This window comes from Devosia sp. 919 (assembly GCF_013185965.1).
GTDB lineage: Bacteria > Pseudomonadota > Alphaproteobacteria > Rhizobiales > Devosiaceae > Devosia.
This window is the reverse complement of record NZ_JABAOL010000001.1, coordinates 2572334-2593871: the sequence shown is the minus strand read 5'-3', so window position 1 is coordinate 2593871 and position 21538 is coordinate 2572334. Positions and strand designations below refer to the sequence as shown.

Genomic DNA, 21538 nt, shown 5'->3' with positions numbered 1-21538 from the left:
TGCGGGCGCGGGTTTCACAAGGGGGCGATGCGGCGGCGTGGCGGTTGCTTTGTGTGGGTGACGCGCTACACAGGGTCGCGATCAACGGAGCTGTGTTGTGGAGTTTTCGCTGCCGATGGTGTTTGGCGCCGGGGTGCTGAGTTTTCTCAGCCCATGCGTGCTGCCGCTTGTGCCGCCCTATCTGACCTATATGAGCGGTGCGAGCTTCGACCAGCTGCGGGCCGAAGAGGGTGGCGCCGGAGCGCTGCAGCGGCGGGTGATGGGCACTTCGGTGTTTTTCATCCTGGGCTTCAGCGTCGTGTTCATCGCCTTGGGCGCCACGGCTACCGCATTTGGGCAGGTGTTCCGGCAGGCGCTGCCGATCCTCACGCCGCTGGCGGGCCTCCTGATCATCGCCATGGGGCTGCACTTCCTGGGCGTGTACCGGATCGCCTTGCTCGATCGGCAAGTGCGCCATCAGGGGCCGGGCGTTGCCAGCGGTCCGCTGGGCGGGTTCCTGCTGGGCCTCGCCTTTGCCATCGGCTGGACGCCCTGTATCGGACCGGTGCTGGCGGCAGTGCTGTCCGTGGCGGCAAGCCGGGATACGGCCTGGGAGGGCGCTTCGCTGCTCGGGCTTTATTCCCTGGGACTGGGCGTGCCGTTCTTTCTGGCCGGCATTGCCATCGGGCCGTTCCTGACCTTCTTCAACGGCTTCAAGAAGCATCTGCACACGGTGGAGCGGGTGATGGGCTCTTTGCTAGTCGTGACCGGCGTCTTGTTCCTGACGGGCAATTTCACCCGCATCTCGTTCTGGTTTCTCGAGACCTTCCCGGTGCTGGCGACCTTCGGCTGAACTCAGATCAGCTTGAGTGCGCGCAGGGAGGCATGGCCGTTCTTGCCGATCACGAGATGGTCGTGCAGCGTGATGCCGAGGGGCTTGGCGATATCCGCGATTTCGCGCGTCATCCGCACATCGGCCGAGGAGGGGGACGGGTCGCCCGAGGGGTGGTTGTGCAGCAAGATCAGCGCGGTCGCGCCCAGCTCGAGCGAGCGCTTGATCACTTCGCGCGGATAGACCGGGGTGTGATCGACGGTGCCGGTTTGCTGCACCTCATCGGCAATCAGCCGGTTCTTTTTGTCGAGGAAGAGGATGCGGAACTGCTCGATGGTTTCGAAGGCCATCTGGGTGGTGCAGTAGTCGATCAGCTGGGACCAGGAGGAAAGGATCGGCTTTTCCACGGCGATCCTGTCGCGGCCAAAGCGGGCGGCGACGGCTTGGATGACCTTGAGATTGGCCACTGAGGTTTCGCCAAGCCCGTCAATGTTGCGCAGGCGGGCTTCGCTCGCAGCGAACACGCCCGAAAAAGACCCGAACTCCTTTAGCAGCTGTTTTGCCAGCGGCTTGGTATCCTTTTGCGGGATGACCAGGTGCAGGGCCAGCTCCAGCAGTTCGTAGTCCTCGAAGGCATCGCCCCCGACCTTGAGAAAACGGTCCCTCAGCCGTTTGCGATGACCCGCGTGATCGGGCTTTGGCGCGACACTCTTGGCGGGAGCCACCGAGGCCTGATCGTTGGGGGCAGGAGTGTCGGCGACAAGGAAACTGGCTTCGTCGAACTCCTCGCCCCGCGCCTTGGTCATGCGGCTTGCCGTGCGGCGAGAGGATTGAACAGGCCGGCCGGGGAGGTCGTGAAAATCTCGTGTCCGGTTTCGGTGATGCCGATGGAGTGCTCGCATTGCGAGGACAGGGTGCGGTCGCGGGTGACCGCGGTCCAGCCATCGGAGAGAATCTTGACGTGCGGCCGGCCCAGATTGAGCATCGGCTCGATGGTGAAGATCATGCCGGGCTTTAGGGGCACCCCCGTGCCGGGCTGGCCGAAATGGAGGATATTGGGCTCGTCATGAAAGAGCTTGCCAACGCCATGCCCCACGAAGTCGCGCACGACGCTGGTGCGCTCGCCTTCGGCCAGGGTCTGGATGGCGGCGCCGATATCGCCCGTGGTGTTGCCCGGCTTGGCGGCCGCAAGGCCCGCTTCGAGGCTTTGATAGGTCACTTCGATCAGCCGCTCGGCCTTGCGCGAAATTTCGCCCACCGGATACATGCGGCTGGAATCGCCGTACCAACCGTCCACGATCAGCGTCAGGTCGATATTGACGATGTCGCCTTCCTTGAGCGGGCGTTCATCGGGAATGCCGTGGCACACGACGTGATTGATGGAGGTGCACAGCGAGTGGCGGAAGCCCTTGTAGAACAGGGTTGCCGGCATCGCGCCATTGTCGCGCGCGAACTCATAGGCAATGCGGTCGAGCGTGGCGGTAGGCACGCCCGGCTCGACATATTCGGTGAGAATGTCGAGGGCGCGCGCGGTCAGCTGGCCGGCCTTGCGCATGCCCTCAAAGCCTTCCGGTCCGTGCAGCGGAATAACGCCTGGCGTGCGGCGGCCTTTGGTTTCGGCATCGACATAGGTAATCATCATGCTCTCCGGCTAAGGGGCAAAGATAATCGTCCAATCGGGTGATTGGAAGAGCCAACGCTTACTGCGTGTTGGCTTGACGCACCTTATGGGGCGGGGCATTGCTGGGGGGCAATAACAGGTTGATTTCCCATGTCGAGCGCAGCTTCCGTGACCGCCGGGCTTCTGGTGATTGGCGATGAGATTCTTTCGGGCCGCACCAAGGACGTCAATATCGGCGCCACCGCCGATTTCTGCACCGATCTGGGAATCGAGCTCAAGGAAGTGCGGGTGGTCAGCGATGACACCGACGACATCATTGCGGCGGTGAACGCGCTGCGCTCGCGCTACACCTACGTGTTCACAACCGGCGGCATCGGGCCGACGCATGACGATATCACCGCCGATGCCATCGCCAAGGCTTTCGGGGTTGCGCTGCCAATCAACCCGGACGCCCGGGCAATGCTCGAGGCGCGCTGGCGCGAAACCGGGACCGAGGTCAACGAAGCGCGGCTGCGCATGGCGCGCATTCCCGAGGGCGCCGACCTCATCGTCAACAGCGTGAGCGCTGCGCCAGGGTTCCGCATCGGCAATGTGCATGTGATGGCAGGGGTGCCGATCATCATGCGCGCCATGCTCGAGGCGCTGGCGCCGACGCTCCAGGGCGGCAAGCGCGTCCTTTCGGAGACGGTGCGCGCGGCGGTGGGCGAAGGCACGGTTGGCGGCCCGTTGGGCGAATTGCAGGCGCAGTATCCCGATGTGAAGATGGGCTCCTATCCGCAGATGGGGCATGGCCGGGTGATGACCGAGCTGGTGCTACGCTCCTCGGATGCGCAAAGGCTGGCTGAGGCGACCGAGAAGGTGCGCGCCATGGTGGATGCGGCACATCGCGCCGCGGGTGTGGACGCGCCGCAAGACTGATTGGCGTTGCATCCTAGGTTTGCTAAGGAAGCGACGGCTTCGAGCGCCTCCCTGGCCTTGGATGCGTATGGAGATCGATTTGAGCAACCCTTACCAAAAGAATTTTCCCGTCACCTGGGACCAGTTCCATCGTGATAGCCGCGCCCTGGCATGGCGCCTGATGGGGATGGGGAATTTCGACGCGGTGGTGGCCATCGCTCGTGGCGGGCTGGTGCCGGCGACCATTGCGGCGCGCGAACTCAATATCCGCGTGGTGGAGTCTGTTTCGGTGAAATCCTATGATCACCAGAACAAGGGTTCGGTTAAGGTGCTCAAGCCCATCGCGCCGCAGATCATTGAGATGGCGCAGGGCGGCGGCAAGGTGCTGATCGTCGACGATCTGGTGGACACCGGCAATACGGCGCGCGCCGTGCGCGACATGCTGCCCGGCGCCCATTTCGCGACCGTTTATGCCAAGCCGATGGGGCGCGAGCTGGTTGATACCTTCATCACTGAGGTCAGCCAGGACACCTGGATCTTCTTCCCGTGGGATCTGGACGTGGCCTATGTCGCCCCGATCAGCGGCGGCACCGACTAAGCACGAGTTTCGGCACTGCTGAAACCCAAGCGCGGGCGTGGTGGAATGGTAGACACACCGGACTTAAAATCCGGAGGGGGTATCCCCGTGCGGGTTCGAGTCCCGCCGCCCGCACCAGAACTGGACAGTCATGTTTGAACGAATTGAAACTGGCATTGCGCCTTCTTCGGCTCCCGTGAATGATGCGGTACGCGCCGGCGAACAGGTTTGGCTCGTGGCCGTGGCTGAAGACCCGGCAACCGGCGAAATCGTGAGCGGTGATATCGAGGTGCAAACCGAGCGCGCCATCGGCAATCTTGAGATTGCCATGCGTGCGGCAGGGGGCGCACTGGCCGATATCGTGCAGGTGCAGGTTTTTCTGATCGACAAGGCCGATGCGGCAGGCATGAACCGCGCCTATGCCCGGCACTTCCAGCCGCCTTATCCCGTGCGTGCAACGGTGGTGGTCAAGGACCTGCTCGCCGAGGGCTTGCGCGTCGAGATGCTTGCTACTGCTGTGCTGAGCTAGCAGTGCTGCTCAAACGCGAACTGCTCGAGGACATCAAGGCCGGCAAGGTCGATCTGGTGTTTAGGCGCTGGAGCCGGCCGACCGTCCGGGCCGGCGGCACGCTCAAGACCAAGGTTGGCATTCTAGCCATCGACGCAATGGATGAAATGGACCCGGCCGAGGTGAGCCTTGCCGATGCGCAACGGGCGGGCTTTGCCGATCTCGATGCGTTCCGGCGCTGGCTCGACAGCATGAAGCCGGGCCATCTGTTTCACCGCATCCGGCTGCGCTATCTGGGTGGGGATCAGAACGGCACGGGTGCCTGAAACAGAATGAACTCGCCGGTCGTGGGATGGGTGAAGCCCAGTTCCGCAGCGTGCAGCTGCAGGCGATCGGCGGCGGCGAAATCTTCAGGGCCGGCGTAGAATGCATCGCCCAGGATGACGTGGCCCATGGCCATCATATGCACCCGTAACTGGTGGGTGCGGCCGGTCAGGGGATGGAGGCGCACCCGGGTGGCGGCGGCTTCGCGGTCCAGCACGGTCCATTCGGTTTGGGCCGGCCGGCCATTCTCATAGTCGACACGCTGGCGCGGCTTGTTGTCCCAATCCGTGGCGAGCGGCAGGTCAACCAGGCCGGTATCGGCTTCGATGAAGCCGCTCACGCGCGCAACATAGCTCTTCTTGGTTTGCCGGTGCTCGAACTGCGAGCCGATACGGCCATGGGCACGCTTGTTGAGCGCCATGACGAGAACGCCAGAGGTGTCCTTGTCCAGGCGATGGCACATGCCCGCGGTCGGCCAGGTTTGGCGGGCGCGGTATTCGAGGCAATCCCACAGGGAGGGGTCCTTGCCGGGCACGCTGAGCAGGCCGCTCGGTTTATCGAGCACCAGAATATCGTCATCCACATGAATGACGGACAGGTAGGGCTCGAGTGGGGGATGGTAATTGAGGAGGGTGGGCATTGGACCGGGCATGGCGCGATCTAGCAGGTCCTGCCGGGCAGGCATAGTCGACAAGACGGCGCATTCGGAACCATGCGTGACGCCAGTCGTTTATTATACGACACCAAACAAAGGAGCTTTCGATGCATAAGGACGAAGCAAAGGGCGCCGGTAACCAGGCCAAGGGCGCGATCAAGGACGCCGTTGGCGGGCTCACGGGCGACGAACGTCTCCAGGCCGAAGGCAAGGCTGACAAGGCGCAGGGCAAGGTCCAGCAGAAGGTCGGCGAAGTTAAAGACGCCGCCCGAGATATGCTTAAAAAGTAGCACGTCTTGCACCAAGTTCTTCAAAGGCCGCCCAATAGGCGGCCTTTACTGTTTTTGAGGCGTTACGTGAGAAGGCGTGGGATGACCTCTAAGCCGGCTTGCCGGGTTTTGGAACTATGACAGTGGCGTCGTGCTTGATCCTGCAAGCAAGCAAAGGAGCGCAGCCTTGGGTTTCAAGTTTCAGCCGCAGGATGAGGGTTCAGGTGTAGGGGTTCGCCGCATCGCGCTTGAACAGGTAGAGGCCGCGCTCGCGGAAGCCAAAGACCTGTCCAATCCTGATGAGACGATCCATTCGCTGCGGCGGCGCTGCAAGAAGCTGCGCGGGCTGCTTCGGCTCATCAAGCCCAATTTCAAGCACTTTGCCGAGGAAAACGCCGCAATTCGGGAGGCAGCCACAGGCTTGGCAGGGAATCGCGATGCTGCGGTGATGATCAAGACGCTGGAAGGCCTGCGGGAGGAGGACGTCAACCTTCCCATCACCGCAGTGCGGGCAATGCTCGGAGCCAACATCGAGGCTGCTGCGGAACAAGGCGACCCAGACACGCTCGTCCAGCAGTTCAGCGAGCGCTTCGAGGCGTTGCAGGAACGCATTCCACATTGGAAAGTGCGTGGGCACGGGTTTGATAGTCTGGCGGATGGTCTGCATGACAACTATCGACGGATGCGCCAGGAAATGGACGCAGCTGAAGCAAGTGAAGATCCAAACGAATTTCACGAGTGGCGAAAGGCCGCCAAGTATTTCTGGCATCATCTGAGCTTGCTCAGTGCCTGTGCTCCGGCCATAACCAAGCCCTATCGCGCCGCTGTTGCAGAGCTCGAAACGACCCTGGGCAACCACCACGACCTGACGGTTCTGGATGAGTTTGTCGGCGGTCTGTCCGACCCCAGCGTCCCTTCGATCCAGATCACCATCCGCCAGAAGCGCGATCACCTCGGGCAGCAGGCTATTGGCTTGGGACGGCAGCTGAGTGCGGAAAAGCCCGACGCGCTGGTCGGCCGGTTGGGCCAGTATTGGGCACTGGCCAAGAAGGGGCATTGAGGTGGGACAAGAGATCGAACGCAAGTTCCTCGTGCGATCAGACGAGTGGCGTGGCTCTGCTGACGGTGGCCGGCTGATCCGCCAGGGTTATCTCTCGGCCAATGCCAAGGCGACGGTGCGGGTGCGCAGCTTTGATGATCGGGAGGCCGTGATTACGCTCAAAGGCAAGGTCGCCGGTATTGTTCGCCCGGAATACGAGTACCCTATCCCGATCGAGGACGCGCGTGAGCTGTTGCTGATGGCGCAGCCACAAGTGCTGGAGAAACGGCGCTACCATGTGCCCCATGACGGGTTGACCTGGGAAGTGGATGTGTTCGAGGGCCGGCACCATGGATTGGTGCTGGCCGAGATCGAGCTCGATAGCGACGACCAGCAGGTGGACCTGCCGAGCTGGGTTGGCAAAGAAGTCAGCGATGACGAGCGCTACTATAACGCAACTCTGGCGCGCAGCTAGCGCGCCGCATCCCTTGCTGTTGTTGACCCACGCGGGCTTGATCCTGGACGCGGAGCTCCCGGTGGGTTGATTTTTGCTGTGAGCTTCTGCACAAGCGCAGCATTCGTCGGACCCGGTGCAAATCCGGGTGGCTCTTCTGGCCGCCGATCCGCCAGACAATCCAGCAAGAACTGCTTTGCCTTGTTCGCCTTGCGGCAGGGTCAGCGCAGCCTGGACCACCATGACTTTTACCCAAACTCTGCGCCGTGACTGGCTTTCCAACATCCGTGGCGATGTGCTTGCGGGCATTGTTGTCGCGCTTGCCCTTATTCCCGAGGCGATTGGCTTTTCGATCATCGCGGGGGTAGACCCCAAGGTTGGGCTTTATGCCTCCGTGGTGATCGCCATCGTCATCTCTTTTGCCGGGGGGCGACCGGCAATGATCTCCGCCGCTACGGCTGCAACAGCCGTGCTGATGGGAACGCTGGTCCGCGAGCACGGGCTGGACTATCTGCTGGCAGCCACGCTGCTGGCCGGCGTGCTCCAGATCCTCGCGGGCTACGCCCGGGTCGGGTATCTGATGAAGTTCGTGTCGCGCTCGGTGATGACGGGCTTCGTCAATGCGCTGGCAATCCTGATCTTCATGGCACAGCTACCCGAGCTGTTCGGGGTGTCGTGGCAGACCTATGCGATGATTGCGGCGGGGCTGGCGATCATTTACCTGTTTCCGCGGGTGACCAAAGCCATTCCATCGCCGCTGGTGTGCATCCTCGTGCTGACGGCGGTGTCGCTGGCGCTGGGGGTTGATGTACGCACCGTCGCCAATCTTGGCGAGTTGCCGTCCGCACTGCCCAGCCTGTTGCTGCCCAATGTGCCGCTGACGCTCGAGACCTTGTGGATCATCCTGCCGTACTCGGCCGGGGTAGCTGCTGTGGGGCTGCTGGAAAGCCTGCTGACGGCCTCCATCGTTGATGGGATGACCGACACCACCAGCGACAAGAACCGCGAGTCGGTGGGGCAGGGCCTCGCCAATATTGCTTCGGGCCTATTTGGCGGCATGGCGGGTTGCGCGATGATCGGGCAGTCAGTGATCAATGTCCGCTCGGGTGGACGCGGGCGGCTGTCGACCTTCGTGGCCGGTGCGTTCCTGCTGTTCTTGCTGCTGGTGCTGGGCGATGTGGTGGGGCTCATCCCCATGCCGGCGCTCGTGGCCATCATGATCATGGTTTCGGTCGGCACGTTCAGCTGGGCCTCGCTCAACAATCTGCGCTCCCATCCGCGGCGGTCGAGCATCGTGATGCTGGCGACGGTGATAACGGTGCTCTGGACTCACAACCTAGCCTTCGGGGTGGGGGTGGGCGTGCTGCTGTCGGGGATCTTTTTCGCCTGGAAGGTCGCGCAATTTTTCCGGGTGAGCTCGACCCTGTCGCCTGACGGGCAGGAACGCCGCTATCTCGTTGAGGGGCAGCTCTTCTTTGCGTCAGCTGACGATTTCCTCGCCGCGTTCGACTTCAAGGAGAAGCTCGCGCGGGCGCGAATCGATGTCAGCCGCGCTCATATCTGGGACCTGACCGGAGTTGGGGCGATCGACATGGCGGTGCTGAAGCTGCGCCGGAATGGAGCAGAAGTCGAACTGGTCGGCATGAATGAGGCGAGCGCCACGATCATGGACAAGTTCGCCGAGCATGACCAGCCCGGTGCGATGGAACGCATGCTGGGCCATTGACGGTTCGGTGCCCCGCCTTGCAGCGGGGCATTCCTTTTAGCCGAACGCGGCTTATTGCCAGCGCTTGAAGGTCTTGAGGTGTTCGAGCGTCTTGGTCACCGTGGTGGTGATCTTTTCCACACTGTCGGTAACAGGCACGACGAGCACGTTCTCGGTGGCGGGATCGGGCTCTTCCAGGGTGGCGAACTGGCTGTCGAGCAGGCTGGCCGGCATGTATTCGTGCTGGCGCCGCGCCATGCGTTCGCCGATCACCTGTCGGTCGCCCTGGAGGTAGACGAACAGGATCGGCTCGCCCGCCTGCTCGAGCAGGTAGTCGCGATAGGCCCGCTTGAGCGAGGAGCAGGCGCCGACTGCTGCACCCTTCTTGTCCGCGGCCTCGTGCAGGGCTTGAGCGAGCCGCTGAAGCCAGGGCCAGCGATCCTCATCGACAAGCGGAATGCCGGCGCGCATTTTTTCCACATTGGCGGGCGGATGATAGCCGTCGCCATCGAGGAATGGCGTATGGAGGCGCCGGGCGATGGACTGGCCCGTGGTGGACTTGCCCGAGGAACTGACCCCCATAACGATGATGATGCGGGCGTTAGACCGTGGCTGAGAAGGCGCCGTCGACATAGAGAATGTGTCCATTGATGAAGCTGGCTGCGTCGGAAGCGAGAAATACCGCGGGCGGTCCAAGTTCGGCAACTTCGCCCCAACGGCCCATGGGGGTGCGGGTTTCGACCCAGCGATTGAACTGAGGATCGGCTATCAGCGCCTCATTGAGCTCGGTCTTGAAGTAGCCCGGGGCAATGGCGTTGATGTTGAGACCATGGCGAGCCCAGTCGGCCGCCATGCCGCGGGTCAAATTGGCAATGGCAGCCTTGGCTGCGCCATAAGGGGCAACATTGGGCCGGGCGACATTGGTCAGGATCGAGCAGATATTGATGATCTTGCCTTGGCGGCGGGCAATCATGTTCTTGGCCACGGTCTTGCTGACCGCGAAGGTGGCCGTGACATGGGTCGCCAGCATGGTTTCGAACTTGTCGAGCGGGAAGTCCTCGAGGGGACCCCGAATCTGGATGCCGGCATTGTTGATGAGGATGTCGATGGACCCGAGCTCGGCTTCGCAGTAGGCGACCGCCTCCTCGATGCTATCGATGCTGGTGACGTCGAAGGCCACTGCATTGACGGTGGCGCCGGTGGTGGCGAGTTCGGCCGCTGCCCGGCCCAGCGCGGTGGCATCACGGGCATTGAGGATCACGGCGGCGCCCGCTTGGGCTAGGGCAGTTGCCATGGCGAGCCCAAGGCCGCGACTTGAGCCAGTGACAAGAGCCCGCTTTCCCGCAAGGCTGAACAGAGACGAAGATGGCACGGTGATCCCCTAAACTTGCGCAAACCTACGGGCGCGAACGGCGCGAGGCAATGGCGCCTTCCATACATGAGGCTTTTAGGCGTAAAATATGCCTCGGCAGGGCCTTCCGTCGATGGTCCGTTTGTGGTCAGGTTCGCCGCCGCGCGGGGCAAGCATGTCTCGCGCATGAATGGCGACGCATTTTCTCAGAAGGACTGTTTGCATGTCGACAGCGGATATCGGCCTTATCGGGCTGGCAGTGATGGGCTCGAACCTGGCGCTCAACATCGCCGAAAAAGGCTATACCGTTGCCGTTCACAATCGTACAGCGTCTCGAATCGATGACTTTGTTGCAATGGCAACCGAGCAGGGTCTGGTCGGCAATGTAATCGCGAAGGCTGACCTGGCTGAGTTCATTCAGTCGATCAAGCGTCCCCGCTCGATCATCATCATGGTCAAGGCCGGCGCGCCGGTTGACGAGATGATCGAGCACCTGCTGCCTTATCTGGAAGAAGGCGACGCGATCATCGAGTGCGGCAATTCGCTGTTCACCGATACCCAGCGCCGATTCGATTACCTCAAGCCCAAGAATATCGGCTACCTCGGCGTCGGCGTTTCGGGCGGCGAAGAAGGCGCTCGCCATGGTCCCTCGATCATGGTGGGTGGTTCCGAGCAGCAGTGGCACAATGCCGAGGCGGTGCTGACCGCGATTGCGGCCCAGTTCAATGGTGAAAGCTGCTGCGCTTATCTGGGTGAAGGTGGCGCGGGCCACTTCGTAAAGACCATCCACAACGGCATCGAGTATGGCGACATGCAGATGATCGCCGAAGTTTATGGCGTGATGCGCGACGGGTTGGGCATGAGCCCGGGTGAATGCGCCGATGTGTTCAAGGAATGGAACAAGGGTCCGCTTAATTCCTACCTAATCGAGATCACCGGCCATGTGCTGGCCGCCATCGACGAGCAGACCGGGCAGCCGCTGGTCGAGTTGATTCTCGACAAGGCGGGGCAGAAGGGCACCGGCGTTTGGTCGGCCATTGCCGCCCAGCAGATGGGCGTGCCGGCAACCGCCATCGAGGGCGCCGTAGCAGCCCGCTCGATTTCGGCGCGCAAGGATGAGCGCGTAGCGGCCGAAGCGATCTATGGCAAGCCGAACCGGACCAAGACCGAGGTGACGCTGGCCGAACTGGAACAGGCACTGCTCGCCGGCAAGATCGTGTCCTATGCGCAGGGCTTTGCGGTAATCGCCAAGGCCTCCGAGGAAAATGGCTGGGCCTTGCCGCTGGCAACCATCGCCAAGATCTGGCGCGCTGGCTGCATCATTCGTTCTCGCTTCCTCGACCAGATGTCGGCGGCCTATGCCAAAGGGGGCAACACCAATCTGCTGGTGGTGCCAGACTTTGTCGCTCTGATGAAAGAAGCCCATCCGTCGCTGCGCAAGGTGGTGGCGGCGGGCGCTGTGGGAGAATTCCCGCTGGTCTGCCTTTCGGCGGCGCTGAGCTATTTCGACAGCTATCGCCAGGCTCAGGGCACGGCCAATCTGATCCAGGGGCAGCGTGATTTCTTTGGTGCGCATGGGTTCGAGATCGAGGGACGTGGCTCGAACCTGCATGCCAAGTGGCCGTCAACCCTCGAGATCGCAGCGCTCAAGCCGGTGATCGGCGGCTGAGACTCAAAGACACAGCAAGCACAGGGGCTCCGCTGAGGCGGGGCCCTTTTCCGTTGCCTAGAGCGTCCTGAACATTACGTAGCTGTCCACAAAGCCGTGGACGGGATGGTCGAACGCTTTCGGCAGGGTTCCGACTATGGCGAAGCCGAGCGACTGCCACAGGGCCACAGCGCGCTGGTTGGTGGAGACCACATGATTGAACTGGATGGCCCGAAAGCCGCAGGCGCCGGCCTGCTCAATCGAGTGCGTGCCCATTGCCCTCGCAACGCCGCGCCCTTGGGCGGCAGCGGCGGTCATGTAACCGCAATTGGCGACATGGGCGCCGGGGCCGAGCTGGTTGGGTTTAAGGTAATAGGTACCCAGCACGCCGTTGTCATCTTCAGCCACGAAGACCTGATGGGCGGGGCTAAACCAATATGCCAGCACCTGCTCGTCATCGAGGTCGCGAGGCATGGCGTAGGTTTCGCCGGCCCGGAGGACTGGCGCAACGATGGCGAGGACCGCCGAACGGTCACCCTCAAAGGCCGGGCGAATCTGCATTGGTTATTTCTCGTCCAGAGGCGGGGTGCGCAGCTGGCCGGGCGGCGCCATTTCGGGAACAACGGGGTGGTTAGCCACGCTCGGGCGATGGCTGAGTTCGAAACGCCACGCGGCAACGCCAAAGAGCACCAAGGCTACGAGCACGGCGATGCCGCTGGCGACGAACGGAGCGCCGGGGAAGTAGTGTCCGGATTCCGGTGCGCTCGTGTAGTAGGAAAATATCTGTGTGGCGGCCAGCGGACCGATGATCGTGGCGAGGGAGCTGGCGGCATTGACCGCACCTTGTAGTTCACCCTGGGAGTTATCTGGCACCTGCCGCGACAGCACGCCGTTGATGGCAGGTGGGGCGAGCCCGCTGATCGTTCCGACGGCGATGAACAGATAGAGCTGGTAGACATCCGCTGAAAAGGCGATGCCGGCAAAGGCCGTTGCTGCTGCCAATAGCCCGATAATACCGACCGCAGGTTCACCGATGCGTTTCGACAAAGGCGCTGCCAGGACAGCCTGGCTGATAGCGAAACCGACCCCGAATGCGCCCAGCGTGCGGCCGATAGAGGACGATGTGAAGTTGAACATATCCACAGCGTAATAGGGGAACACATTGGGCAGCGCCTGAGTGGTCAGCTGCAAGAAGAAGAGCACGGCGAGTAGCCAGAGTACGGCCGGGTATTTACGAAGGGCGGCAACCGCGCCGAAGGGGTTGGCGCGGCGGATGTCGAACTTGCGGCGCGATGCCTTAGGCAGGCTTTCGGGGAGGACCAGCAGGCCGAACAGGAAATTGGCAAAGGCCAGGCCGGCTGCAGCATAGAAAGGAACGCGCGGCCCGATTTCACCCAATTCGCCGCCAATCACCGGGCCGATAATAAAGCCGAGGCCGAATGCCGCACCGATCAAGCCGAAGCGCTGGGTGCGTTTATGGGGCGGAGTGATGTCGGCCATATAGGCGGTTGCCGTGGCAAGCGCCGCTCCAGCGATGCCGGCAATGATCCGGCCGATAAACAAATACCAGACGAAGGGCGCGATGCTCATCATCAGGTAATCGAAGGTAAGGCCGAGCAGGGAACACAGCAAGACTGGTCGGCGCCCGTAGCGGTCGGACAGATTGCCGAGCACGGGCGAAAACACGAACTGCATAAACGCATAAGCGAACACAAGATAGCCGCCGATGACCGCCGCCTGCGCGACACCGCCGCCTGTCAGTTCCTCAAGCAGCTCGGGCAGCACGGGCACGATGATGCCGACGCCGATCATATCTAGAAGGATAGTTACGAGGATGCAGGTAAGGGTCAGGCGGGAGCGGATCGCGGTTTGCATGAGCGGGCGCTCCCATTGAAATTACTGTCGAAACGGCTTGCAGTTGACACAGGCAGGCTCCCCAACGCAAGGGCATGAGGGCAGATCAGAAGCGAACATCCCGCCTCTTGATCCGCAATAGAGCGTTATCTGGGGCGAGGCTGTGGCGCATCGGTGTCGAAACCATAAAGCCAGGCCAAGCGCCTGAGGTGGCCGCGGCGACCCTGCAGGGTGATGCCGAGGTTGCGGGCGCTGGAGAATGGCCAGGGCAGGTGAAAGATGCGGCCGTTTTTGCGTGACAGCTTGGCTACCCTTTTTACCCGGGGCTGGCGGAGTGCCGCGTAACGCATGAAAGCTTCGGCCGGATCATTGGTCTCTATGAGCAGAGGCGCCAGCGAGGCAGCGTCTTCAATCGCCATGGCTGCGCCCTGCGCCTGGAACGGCACCATGGCGTGCGCGGCATCACCCAACAGCGCGATTGGCCCCCGGTGCCAAGTGTCGGTCGAGACGGTGTAAAGGGGCCACGCAGTCCATTGATCACCCGCCAAATCCAAGATCGCTCGCAGCCGCGGGCTACGAGATGGCTTGAAGGCCAATGTTGGATGCTGCGCAGTTTTGTCGTCCCTGTGTTCGGTGAAGAGCGCCAGGTTGACGAGGTTTCGATGAGGCAGGGGATAGCACACCAGGTGCAGGTGGGGACCGAACAGCACAGACACCCGATCAAGCGCTATCTGCCCGTGCAGCGCATCGAGCGGGAGCAGCGTGCGCCAAGCAATCCGACCCGAATATGTCGCGGCGGGACCGCCCAGCAATTGGGTGCGGGTGCGGGAGTGTACGCCGTCCGCGCCAATCAGCGCGGCGCCGCGCAAGGTGCGGTTTTGGCCGTCCGCTTCCTCGATCGTGAGGGAGACGCCGGCCTTGGTGGTCTGGGCGTTCCAATTGCCCACGCCAAACATCACGTCGATATTGGCGAAGCGCCGCGAGGCCTCATAGAGCGTTTCGGCGAGATCGGCGCGGTGCATCACCGTATAGGCCGCACCAAATCGCTCGAGCATCAAGGGCGCAAGTTCCATCGTTACGAGCGGGTCGGGACGGCCGAACGGATAAACGTCAATACCGGCCGGCTCGAAGCCGCGAGCGTTGATCAGCTCGCCGACACCGAGCCGGTCGAGCACACGTCGGGCATTGGGGCTGATTTGGAGCCCAGCGCCGAACTCAGACAGCCGAGGGCTCCGCTCCAGTATAACGACGTGAGCGCCGAACTTAGCGAGCGCGAGAGCCAGGGTCAGGCCGCCGATGCCGGCACCGGCGATGAAGAATGTGCGGCCAGAAGCTGGCATGTTCCGTAACGTGCCGATGCCTCAGATCACATCGGCCCGGTAAACAGCAGTGGGAGGGATGGCAGTGCCGGCGGGCAGAGTCGGGCTGAACACATAATGGGTAGAGCAATAGGGGCAGACAACGTCATCGTCCTTGCCCATATCCAGGTAGATGTGGGGGTGGTCAAAGGGAGGCAACGCGCCGATGCACTGGAACTCCTTGGCACCTATCTCAATCTGGGCGAGGCCATCAGTGTTGTGGAAGTGAGGCGTGGTGCCGTGTGCCATGGTCAGACCCGGAGTGATTGGAGTGGCCGGACCATAGTGCAAGGCAAGCAACAAGAAAAGGGCGACGGCGGCCCGCCTTTGGGCTTGCTTTAACGCGCCGATGCCGCAAAACCGGACGGCAATCAGCTCAAGAGGATGCGAACTTGCCACGCTTTGAATCGGATGGCCTGAGCCTTGCCTTTGCCAGCTATGGAGAAGGTCCCCCCATATTGTGCATCCATGGCTTTGCCTCGAGCGGCAAGGTGAACTGGGTGGACACCGGCTGGGTCGAGACCCTGACCGGAGCCGGATACCAGGCCATCACCATCGATAATCGCGGGCATGGCGAGTCGGACCGGCCGCATGATCCGGAGGCTTACTATCCCACCGCGATGGTGCGCGATGCTGTGGCGCTGCTGGACCATCTCGGCATCGGACAGGCGGCGGTGCTGGGCTACTCGATGGGTGCGCGGGTGGCAGCGTTCATGGCGTTTGAGCATGAAGAGCGGGTGGCTGCGCTAGTGCTCGGGGGCATTGGAATGAACCTCATCAATGGGCTGACCGATAGCAGTGACATCATCGCGGGCCTGACAGCGCCGAGCCTTACCGGGCTGACGCATCCGACTGCGCGCCAGTTCCGCATCTTTGCCGACCACACCAAGTCCGATCGCGAGGCATTGGCCGCCTGCATGGAAACCTCGCGGCAACCGATGGCGCGTGCCGATGTGCGACGCATCACTGTTCCCGTGCTGGTTGCGGTTGGTGAGGCGGACGAAATGGCCGGCTCCCCCGAGGATCTGGCGGGGCTGCTGCCGCAAGGGGAAGCTTTCGTGATTCCCCGACGCGACCATATGCGAGCGACGGGTGACACCAAGTTCAAGGCCGTTGCGCTAGAATTTCTGGGGAGGACTTTCCCGGCTCAGCAAGGTTCGTGAACCAAAAGCGCGGCTGGGGCTTTGTCTTGTAGAATGAAATGGCCTATATCGGCACTTCCCGATGAACGGAGCTGCGGCCGTGACCAGCAACGCCAAGAAGTCTGCTGACCTGCAAATCGTCGATCCCGTTTGGGAAGCGGTGCGCGCCGGTGCCCGGCAGATTGCAGCCAATGAACCCTCGCTGGCAAACCTGGCGCTCTCCGCTGTGCTCAACCACGATAGCTTCGAGCAGGCGCTGGCGCATCGGCTGGCGGCGCGGCTCGACCATGATGATGTTTCGGCCGACCTGATCCGGCAGGCCTTTGGCGAAGTTCTGGCTGACCATCCTGAAATAGGACAAGCGGCGCGCGTGGACCTTGCCGCCACGCTCGAGCGCGATCCAGCCTGCCATCGGGCGGTGGAGCCCCTATTGTTCTTCAAGGGCTACCAGGCGATTCAGACCCATCGCTTTGCCCATGCGATGTTCGAATCCGGGCGGCGCGATTTCGCGCTTTATCTGCAGAGCCGGGCGAGCCAGGTGTTCCAGGTGGACATCAACCCAGCCGTGGTGATCGGGCAGGGAATCATGCTCGACCACGGCACGGGGCTGGTGATCGGGGAGACTGCGGTCATCGGCGACAATGTCTCCATGCTGCAGAACGTGACGCTGGGCGGCACGGGCAAGTCGGACCAAGACCGACACCCCAAGATTGGCAATGGTGTGCTGATTGGCGCCGGCGCCAAGGTCTTGGGCAATATCAAGATCGGCGATTGCTCGCGAATCGGCGCCGGATCGGTGGTGCTCAAGGAAGTGCCGCCGCGCGTCACCGTGGCCGGAGTGCCGGCAAAGATCATTGGAGAAGCGGGGTGCGCTCAGCCGGCGCTGGTGATGGATCAGGTGGTGCTGGTCCACGACCTCAACGCCTGAGTGGCGATTGTTACCGCTAAAATGCCACCAGGCGGGGTTGTGCGCGTTTGTCTCCTGACTAGATTGCGGCCAACACCAATCAGCAGGACACCACGCCCGTGAACCATCCCGAGATCATCAAGCTGCAGAAGTTCCTGCAAACCAAGTTCGGCAACAAGAATATCGACGTGCGCCCGCGTCCCAAGCTCAACGACTCCGTTGAGGTGTTTATCGGCGATGAGTCGATCGGGCTGATCCATGCCGACGACGAAGACGGCGACAAATCCTATATCTTCAACATGTCGATCCTCGATATCGACCTGGATGAAGTGAACTAGGTTTTCTAGCCGTTCTGCCAGGCGCCGATCGGCTCAAGCCAGCGCCGCATTTCCGCATCGAACAGGCGCCACGATCCAAGGATCGTGGCGTCAAATGCATAGACGGCAGCGATGCCGGACCCGAGATAAACCGTGCGCAGGCAACGGGGCGGTGTACCCGCTTCGACCGGCTCCGCGCATTTGGCGACAAATGGGTTGGGTGAGAGCGCGTCATACCAGACGCTTTCCCCCATATAGCCCTGACCCATCCCCAGGGGCTTGCCGACAAGACCCGGAACCCCTGCTAGTGTATCATCCCCGAACTGGTGCAGATAGACTGCGTCCAGCAAGGTGCTGCTGGTGCGAGCGCGACTGCGGGGCACCAGAGAAATGTCAACGGGCAAGGCTTTGCCCGCGCCTTGGGGCGCAAACATCACCCGCAGATCGATCTGGTCGGTAAAGCCACCGTGAACTGGCTCCCCGTAACGGAACCATGACGCCGGTATGGTGAGTTCACGTCCTGAAATGGTCTGACGAATCGTATTCCCGTCAGCATGGTTCGGCTGGGCAGGTGCAGAAGCCTTGGTGAAGCCGTCGAGCAGATAGGCCGCGCCTACCGCCAGCAACAAGACCAGAACCGCGATCCCGGCAAGATTATAGGCCACCGAGGGGGCCTGGGACATGGCGGTCGAGGCTGAGCGTGTTTGCATGTGGACAGCATTAACCAGGTGTTAAGGGTCGGGGTGACAGCGCATTGGACGCGCAATATGCTTAATGGAAGGTTAATGGCCGGGGCTTGGCCCGGTCCGGGTGGGACACGAAACATGTCGAGTGAATTGCTGCTGGCAGGATTCATAATTGGGGTGGGGCTGTGCGTGGCGGGCGCCGGTACCCACCTTTATCAATGGCTGGCGCGGGAGCAGGCGCTGCTTCGCGTCGATGGCCCAACATTGCCGGTGTCGCTGGGACATTTGGTGATGAGCTTTGTGTGCGGCCCCTATATCATGTTGCAGATGGGCCTTGAGCGCGACAGCGGCCATATCTCTGTCGGCTCGGCGCTGGTAGGGGCGATGGTTGCCTTTGGTTGGGCGTTCGTGACGGGGTTGTTGTTCATGAGCATCTACGTCGCCGTCCGGTTCTGACGGGACAAGCAGAGTGAATTACCTTTTTGTTGGCTGTTGCCGGGGCTAGTTGACGGCGGCGATGATCATCTCGCGGCTGTCGATCATGTCCACCCACTGACCCGGATTGTCCTGCGCCTGACGCTTGATGAACTGATAGGGCGTTTCGCTCCACAGCCGCACATCGCCGTCCTGATTGTCCAGCACAAGGTCACCGCGATCGGTGCGGACGATGAGAACGGCATGGCCGTTGCCGTTGGCTTCCCGAACCACAGTGATCAGCAGCGTGCTGGCGGGCCAGCCGGCCTTGATCAGGTCGCGGCGCTTGGCGAGGGCGAAGTCTTCGCAGTCACCATAGCCATTGGGGTAGGTCCAGAATTCGCTGACTTGGTAGAGGATCTCGTCGGTGACCGGAACGATCGTGGTGTTGATGTTGGTGTTCACATCGAGCAGCTGCTGCCAGCGCGCCGGGGTCAACGGCATGGCAGCGACCACTTCGGTGTTGGGCCGGCACTCCGCCGGGCGTGAGGCACAGAACTCGGCATGGCCGACCGGGATGCTCGTTGGAGCGGTGGCGGTTTGCACATAAGCGACATTGGTGAGATCGAGCGCCTGGGAGGGCACCGCTCCCAGGCCTAAGGCCAGGGTGAGCAAGGCTGAAACTAAAGCCATCTTGGTGCGGTGCATTGCGTGATCTCCTCGATGGAGACCAAACTAGAAGGCGCCGCTTGCACCGGTCCGAACACTGCCGAGTAGTTTTTATGCGAGTTTTATCGATTGGAGCAGGGGCTGGTTAACCATGAGGGCCTGGTGCTTCGGCCAGGCGGGCCAGCACGGTGGCATAAGCATCGTCGTCCTGCCCCGCCCCGTCGCGGCATTGCTTGGAGCCGATCTGGATGCTGGTGGCCGTCGGCAGACGCGGGCTGGCATAGGTGAAATCGGCTGCGCGGCTTTGTCCACCGTGTATCAGCCAGTTCTGGTGATGCACAGCCAGGTTGTGGCCTTCGGCGTCGACCACCACGGCGGTGACGCAGACATAGTCGGTGTCGCGCCGGTCATTGTCGCTCAGCTGCTGGCGCAGATGCAGGGTTTGGCGGTCCCGATCAAGCGTGATGGTGATATCGACCCATTGGTCGCGTTTCCAATCCCACTTTTCGTGAAAGTGCGGGCAGGCGAGAGTGCCGGTGGGCTGCGGAACGCAGTCGGCCACCTTGATGCTCTGCCACGCATAGCCGTGCCAATCACCCCGGCCATCGGCAAGGGCGCCGGAGATCAGGATCGTGCTGCCGGTAACAAGCAGGAGGGCAATGGCGGGGGCGAAGCGGGTCATGAGGTCAACATAGCCGCTTTTGGTGGGCAAACCAGCAGCGAGCATTGCTGCGGCAGCGGTGCTTGTTGCTCTGGCGCACGGCAGCGGCTAATCCAAGGCCCGGCGCCAGTGCGCAAAAAGGGGCATGTCCATGAAGTTGGCCTTTGTTATTCCGGCCTATAACGAAGAAGCGCTGATCGGAAAGTGCCTGGAATCGGTGGTGGCGGAGATTGCCCGGTCCGGTGCCGATGCCGAAATCATCGTGGTCAATAATGCCTCGACCGACCGCACCGGCGAGATCGCGCGCAGCTTCCCCACGGTGCGCGTGGTGGATGAGCCCAAGAAGGGTCTTGTCAATGCGCGCGATGCTGGCTTCAACGCCACGAACGCCGAACTGATTGCCAATATCGACAGCGATACGATGGTGCCCGAGGGCTGGATCGATACGGTGCTGCGCGAATTCGGCAAAGACCCCAAGCTTGTCTGCCTCAGCGGGCCCTATATCTATTATGACATGAGCTGGTTCAACCGCGCACTCGTGAATGCCTTTTATGGGCTGACCTACCTCATCTACATCGTTAATCGCTTCATCCTGCGCGTCGGATCGGTGGTGCAGGGCGGCAACTTCGTGTTCAAGCGGGCCGCCTGGGCCCAGGTCGGCGGTTATGACCGATCGATCCAGTTCTTTGGCGAGGATACCGACGTGGCGGTGCGCTTGTCCAAGGTCGGTGGCGTGAAATGGACCTTCGCGCTCAAGATGAAGACATCGGGCCGGCGGCTGGAAAAGGAAGGCGTGTTCCGCACCGCGGGCACCTATACGCTGAACTTTTTCTGGGTGACCTTCCGGGGCAAGCCGGTGACCAAGGACTACAACGACATTCGCCGCAATTAACTGCCACCGAAGCAGAAATCGGCCTACGGCTGACAAGCCACTGGCGTTTTGATTTTGGGCGGGACAGTATGGGTTCGGACCCAAGCGAAAGGCGAATGCCATAACCCAGGATCGGACCATCGAAATAGCTGCAGATCCCGCGCCCGACGCGCCGGAACCATTATCTGCAATCCTGCTTGGCATCGCCCAGAATGTGGAACGTGAGCGGATCTCCATCGGGGATCTGCTGCAAGCTCTGCAGCATCGGGCGAGCGGGGCACTGATGTTCCTGTTCGCGGTTCCCAATGCCATCCCGGTGCCTCCCGGTGTCTCCGCGGTGCTCGGGGCTCCGCTGATTTTCCTGGCGTTCCAACTCATGCTCGGGCAGCGGCCATGGCTGCCCAAGGTGATCACCAACCGCTCCTTGTCCCGCACTGAGTTCGAGAAGGTGGCCAATCTGGCGGCGCCGTGGCTCGGCAAGGCGGAACGCCTGATGCGACCACGGCTGCAGATGCTGGCCCGACCACCGGCGGAATATGTGGTTGGTGCTGTGTGCCTATTGTTGTCCATCATCCTCTTCTTGCCCATCCCACTGGGAAATATGCTGCCGGCTTTCACCATTTGTGTGTTGTCGCTGGGCGTGTTGCAACGGGATGGGGTGTGGATCCTTATCGGCATGTTCTGCGCCGTGGCGGCGGTGGTGATTGTTTGGGGCGTTACGCTGGCATTGCTGTGGAGCGCCTTGTTCGTGCTCGGCCATGTGTTCGGGTTCAGCTTCGGCGCCTGAGGCATCGCTTTGT

General features: G+C 61.9%; 28 protein-coding genes, 1 tRNA gene and 1 other annotated feature. Of the genes, 17 read left to right on the top strand and 12 right to left on the bottom strand.

Going from position 1 to position 21538, the window contains the following annotated elements; all coding sequences use genetic code 11:
• Window positions 1-97: 97 nt before the first annotated feature.
• Window positions 98-832: a cytochrome c biogenesis protein CcdA gene (locus HRQ64_RS12645; protein WP_349236702.1), complete on the top strand. Its 735-nt coding sequence runs from the start codon at window positions 98-100 to the stop codon at window positions 830-832.
• A gap of 2 nt (window positions 833-834) precedes the next feature.
• On the opposite strand, the gene radC is transcribed toward HRQ64_RS12645, so the two are convergent.
• A complete protein-coding gene (gene radC, locus HRQ64_RS12640; protein ID WP_172123550.1) occupies window positions 835-1617 on the bottom strand; it encodes a DNA repair protein RadC in 783 nt (260 codons plus the stop codon).
• Window positions 1614-2450, bottom strand: a complete 837-nt coding sequence (gene map, locus HRQ64_RS12635; RefSeq protein ID WP_127755246.1) for a type I methionyl aminopeptidase — start codon at window positions 2448-2450, stop codon at window positions 1614-1616. Before map ends, radC begins: the two co-directional genes overlap by 4 nt.
• Window positions 2451-2582: 132 nt before the next feature.
• Here map and HRQ64_RS12630 point away from each other — a divergent pair, with 132 nt between their 5' ends.
• From HRQ64_RS12630 to HRQ64_RS12610, 5 genes are all read left to right on the top strand, one after another.
• Window positions 2583-3350, top strand: a complete 768-nt coding sequence (locus HRQ64_RS12630) for a molybdopterin-binding protein (RefSeq protein ID WP_127753413.1) — start codon at window positions 2583-2585, stop codon at window positions 3348-3350.
• 79 nt (window positions 3351-3429) lie between these two features.
• Window positions 3430-3927: a xanthine phosphoribosyltransferase gene (gpt, locus tag HRQ64_RS12625; protein WP_127753412.1), complete on the top strand. Its 498-nt coding sequence runs from the start codon at window positions 3430-3432 to the stop codon at window positions 3925-3927.
• A 31-nt stretch (window positions 3928-3958) separates the two neighbouring features.
• Window positions 3959-4044, top strand: a tRNA-Leu gene (locus HRQ64_RS12620).
• A 13-nt stretch (window positions 4045-4057) separates the two neighbouring features.
• On the top strand, window positions 4058-4435 hold the full coding sequence (locus tag HRQ64_RS12615) for a Rid family hydrolase (RefSeq protein ID WP_172123548.1): 378 nt from the start codon (window positions 4058-4060) through the stop codon (window positions 4433-4435).
• 2 nt (window positions 4436-4437) lie between these two features.
• A complete protein-coding gene (locus HRQ64_RS12610) occupies window positions 4438-4740 on the top strand; it encodes a hypothetical protein (RefSeq protein ID WP_172123547.1) in 303 nt (100 codons plus the stop codon).
• Here the strand turns inward: HRQ64_RS12610 and HRQ64_RS12605 are convergent.
• Window positions 4719-5390 carry an RluA family pseudouridine synthase gene (locus HRQ64_RS12605; protein WP_172123546.1) on the bottom strand — a complete coding sequence of 224 codons (672 nt, stop codon included), beginning with the start codon at window positions 5388-5390 and terminating at the stop codon, window positions 4719-4721. The two genes, HRQ64_RS12610 and HRQ64_RS12605, sit on opposite strands and share 22 nt — an antisense overlap.
• Window positions 5391-5500: 110 nt before the next feature.
• Between HRQ64_RS12605 and HRQ64_RS12600 the strand changes: the two genes are divergently transcribed.
• The 4 genes from HRQ64_RS12600 to HRQ64_RS12585 all read left to right on the top strand — a co-directional run bounded on the left by HRQ64_RS12600 (window position 5501) and on the right by HRQ64_RS12585 (window position 8881).
• Window positions 5501-5683: a CsbD family protein gene (locus HRQ64_RS12600; protein ID WP_172123545.1), complete on the top strand. Its 183-nt coding sequence runs from the start codon at window positions 5501-5503 to the stop codon at window positions 5681-5683.
• Window positions 5684-5849: 166 nt separating this feature from the next.
• Entirely contained in the window at window positions 5850-6722 is an 873-nt protein-coding gene (locus HRQ64_RS12595; RefSeq protein WP_172123544.1) for a CHAD domain-containing protein, read from the top strand.
• A 1-nt stretch (window position 6723) separates the two neighbouring features.
• Window positions 6724-7176: a CYTH domain-containing protein gene (locus tag HRQ64_RS12590; RefSeq protein WP_172123543.1), complete on the top strand. Its 453-nt coding sequence runs from the start codon at window positions 6724-6726 to the stop codon at window positions 7174-7176.
• 105 nt (window positions 7177-7281) lie between these two features.
• Window positions 7282-7337, top strand: a sequence feature (sul1 is cis-regulatory element that is thought to sense ions involved in sulfur or methionine metabolism; They are found in Alphaproteobacteria).
• 59 nt (window positions 7338-7396) lie between these two features.
• Window positions 7397-8881 (top strand): SulP family inorganic anion transporter, encoded by a 1485-nt coding sequence (locus HRQ64_RS12585; protein ID WP_172123542.1) that lies wholly within the window; start codon window positions 7397-7399, stop codon window positions 8879-8881.
• Between the two features lie 51 nt (window positions 8882-8932).
• On the opposite strand, the gene HRQ64_RS12580 is transcribed toward HRQ64_RS12585, so the two are convergent.
• Window positions 8933-9493 carry a gluconokinase gene (locus HRQ64_RS12580; protein ID WP_172123541.1) on the bottom strand — a complete coding sequence of 187 codons (561 nt, stop codon included), beginning with the start codon at window positions 9491-9493 and terminating at the stop codon, window positions 8933-8935.
• Entirely contained in the window at window positions 9462-10232 is a 771-nt protein-coding gene (locus HRQ64_RS12575) for an SDR family oxidoreductase (protein ID WP_349236701.1), read from the bottom strand. Before HRQ64_RS12575 ends, HRQ64_RS12580 begins: the two co-directional genes overlap by 32 nt.
• Before the next feature lie 202 nt (window positions 10233-10434).
• Between HRQ64_RS12575 and gndA the strand changes: the two genes are divergently transcribed.
• On the top strand, window positions 10435-11880 hold the full coding sequence (gene gndA, locus HRQ64_RS12570; protein WP_172123539.1) for an NADP-dependent phosphogluconate dehydrogenase: 1446 nt from the start codon (window positions 10435-10437) through the stop codon (window positions 11878-11880).
• A gap of 57 nt (window positions 11881-11937) precedes the next feature.
• On the opposite strand, the gene HRQ64_RS12565 is transcribed toward gndA, so the two are convergent.
• The 4 genes from HRQ64_RS12565 to HRQ64_RS12550 form a co-directional block, all read right to left on the bottom strand.
• Window positions 11938-12420: a GNAT family N-acetyltransferase gene (locus HRQ64_RS12565; RefSeq protein ID WP_172123538.1), complete on the bottom strand. Its 483-nt coding sequence runs from the start codon at window positions 12418-12420 to the stop codon at window positions 11938-11940.
• A 3-nt stretch (window positions 12421-12423) separates the two neighbouring features.
• Window positions 12424-13734, bottom strand: coding sequence for a TCR/Tet family MFS transporter (locus HRQ64_RS12560; RefSeq protein ID WP_127753401.1), 1311 nt, complete (start codon window positions 13732-13734; stop codon window positions 12424-12426).
• A gap of 125 nt (window positions 13735-13859) precedes the next feature.
• Window positions 13860-15053 carry an FAD-dependent monooxygenase gene (locus HRQ64_RS12555; RefSeq protein ID WP_172123537.1) on the bottom strand — a complete coding sequence of 398 codons (1194 nt, stop codon included), beginning with the start codon at window positions 15051-15053 and terminating at the stop codon, window positions 13860-13862.
• A 21-nt stretch (window positions 15054-15074) separates the two neighbouring features.
• Window positions 15075-15320, bottom strand: coding sequence for a zinc-finger domain-containing protein (locus HRQ64_RS12550; protein WP_172123536.1), 246 nt, complete (start codon window positions 15318-15320; stop codon window positions 15075-15077).
• 143 nt (window positions 15321-15463) lie between these two features.
• Between HRQ64_RS12550 and HRQ64_RS12545 the strand changes: the two genes are divergently transcribed.
• The 3 genes from HRQ64_RS12545 to HRQ64_RS12535 all read left to right on the top strand — a co-directional run bounded on the left by HRQ64_RS12545 (window position 15464) and on the right by HRQ64_RS12535 (window position 17458).
• Window positions 15464-16234 (top strand): alpha/beta hydrolase, encoded by a 771-nt coding sequence (locus HRQ64_RS12545; RefSeq protein ID WP_172123535.1) that lies wholly within the window; start codon window positions 15464-15466, stop codon window positions 16232-16234.
• 79 nt (window positions 16235-16313) lie between these two features.
• Entirely contained in the window at window positions 16314-17141 is an 828-nt protein-coding gene (cysE, locus tag HRQ64_RS12540; RefSeq protein ID WP_248305088.1) for a serine O-acetyltransferase, read from the top strand.
• A gap of 98 nt (window positions 17142-17239) precedes the next feature.
• Window positions 17240-17458, top strand: a complete 219-nt coding sequence (locus HRQ64_RS12535) for a DUF3126 family protein (protein ID WP_127753396.1) — start codon at window positions 17240-17242, stop codon at window positions 17456-17458.
• A gap of 5 nt (window positions 17459-17463) precedes the next feature.
• On the opposite strand, the gene HRQ64_RS12530 is transcribed toward HRQ64_RS12535, so the two are convergent.
• Window positions 17464-18147, bottom strand: a complete 684-nt coding sequence (locus HRQ64_RS12530) for a hypothetical protein (RefSeq protein ID WP_172123534.1) — start codon at window positions 18145-18147, stop codon at window positions 17464-17466.
• A 114-nt stretch (window positions 18148-18261) separates the two neighbouring features.
• Between HRQ64_RS12530 and HRQ64_RS12525 the strand changes: the two genes are divergently transcribed.
• Entirely contained in the window at window positions 18262-18579 is a 318-nt protein-coding gene (locus HRQ64_RS12525) for a hypothetical protein (protein WP_127753394.1), read from the top strand.
• A gap of 45 nt (window positions 18580-18624) precedes the next feature.
• Here the strand turns inward: HRQ64_RS12525 and HRQ64_RS12520 are convergent, their stop codons facing one another.
• Together HRQ64_RS12520 and HRQ64_RS12515 are read right to left on the bottom strand one after the other, a co-directional pair.
• Window positions 18625-19245, bottom strand: a complete 621-nt coding sequence (locus HRQ64_RS12520) for a transglutaminase-like cysteine peptidase (protein ID WP_248307051.1) — start codon at window positions 19243-19245, stop codon at window positions 18625-18627.
• 106 nt (window positions 19246-19351) lie between these two features.
• A complete protein-coding gene (locus HRQ64_RS12515; protein WP_127753393.1) occupies window positions 19352-19888 on the bottom strand; it encodes a hypothetical protein in 537 nt (178 codons plus the stop codon).
• Between the two features lie 130 nt (window positions 19889-20018).
• On the opposite strand from HRQ64_RS12515, the gene HRQ64_RS12510 reads away from it, so the two are divergent.
• Window positions 20019-20759 (top strand): glycosyltransferase family 2 protein, encoded by a 741-nt coding sequence (locus HRQ64_RS12510; RefSeq protein ID WP_127753392.1) that lies wholly within the window; start codon window positions 20019-20021, stop codon window positions 20757-20759.
• Window positions 20760-20859: 100 nt separating this feature from the next.
• Complete coding sequence (locus HRQ64_RS12505; RefSeq protein WP_172125020.1) at window positions 20860-21525, top strand: exopolysaccharide biosynthesis protein; 666 nt, start codon at window positions 20860-20862, stop codon at window positions 21523-21525.
• Window positions 21526-21538: the final 13 nt, after the last annotated feature.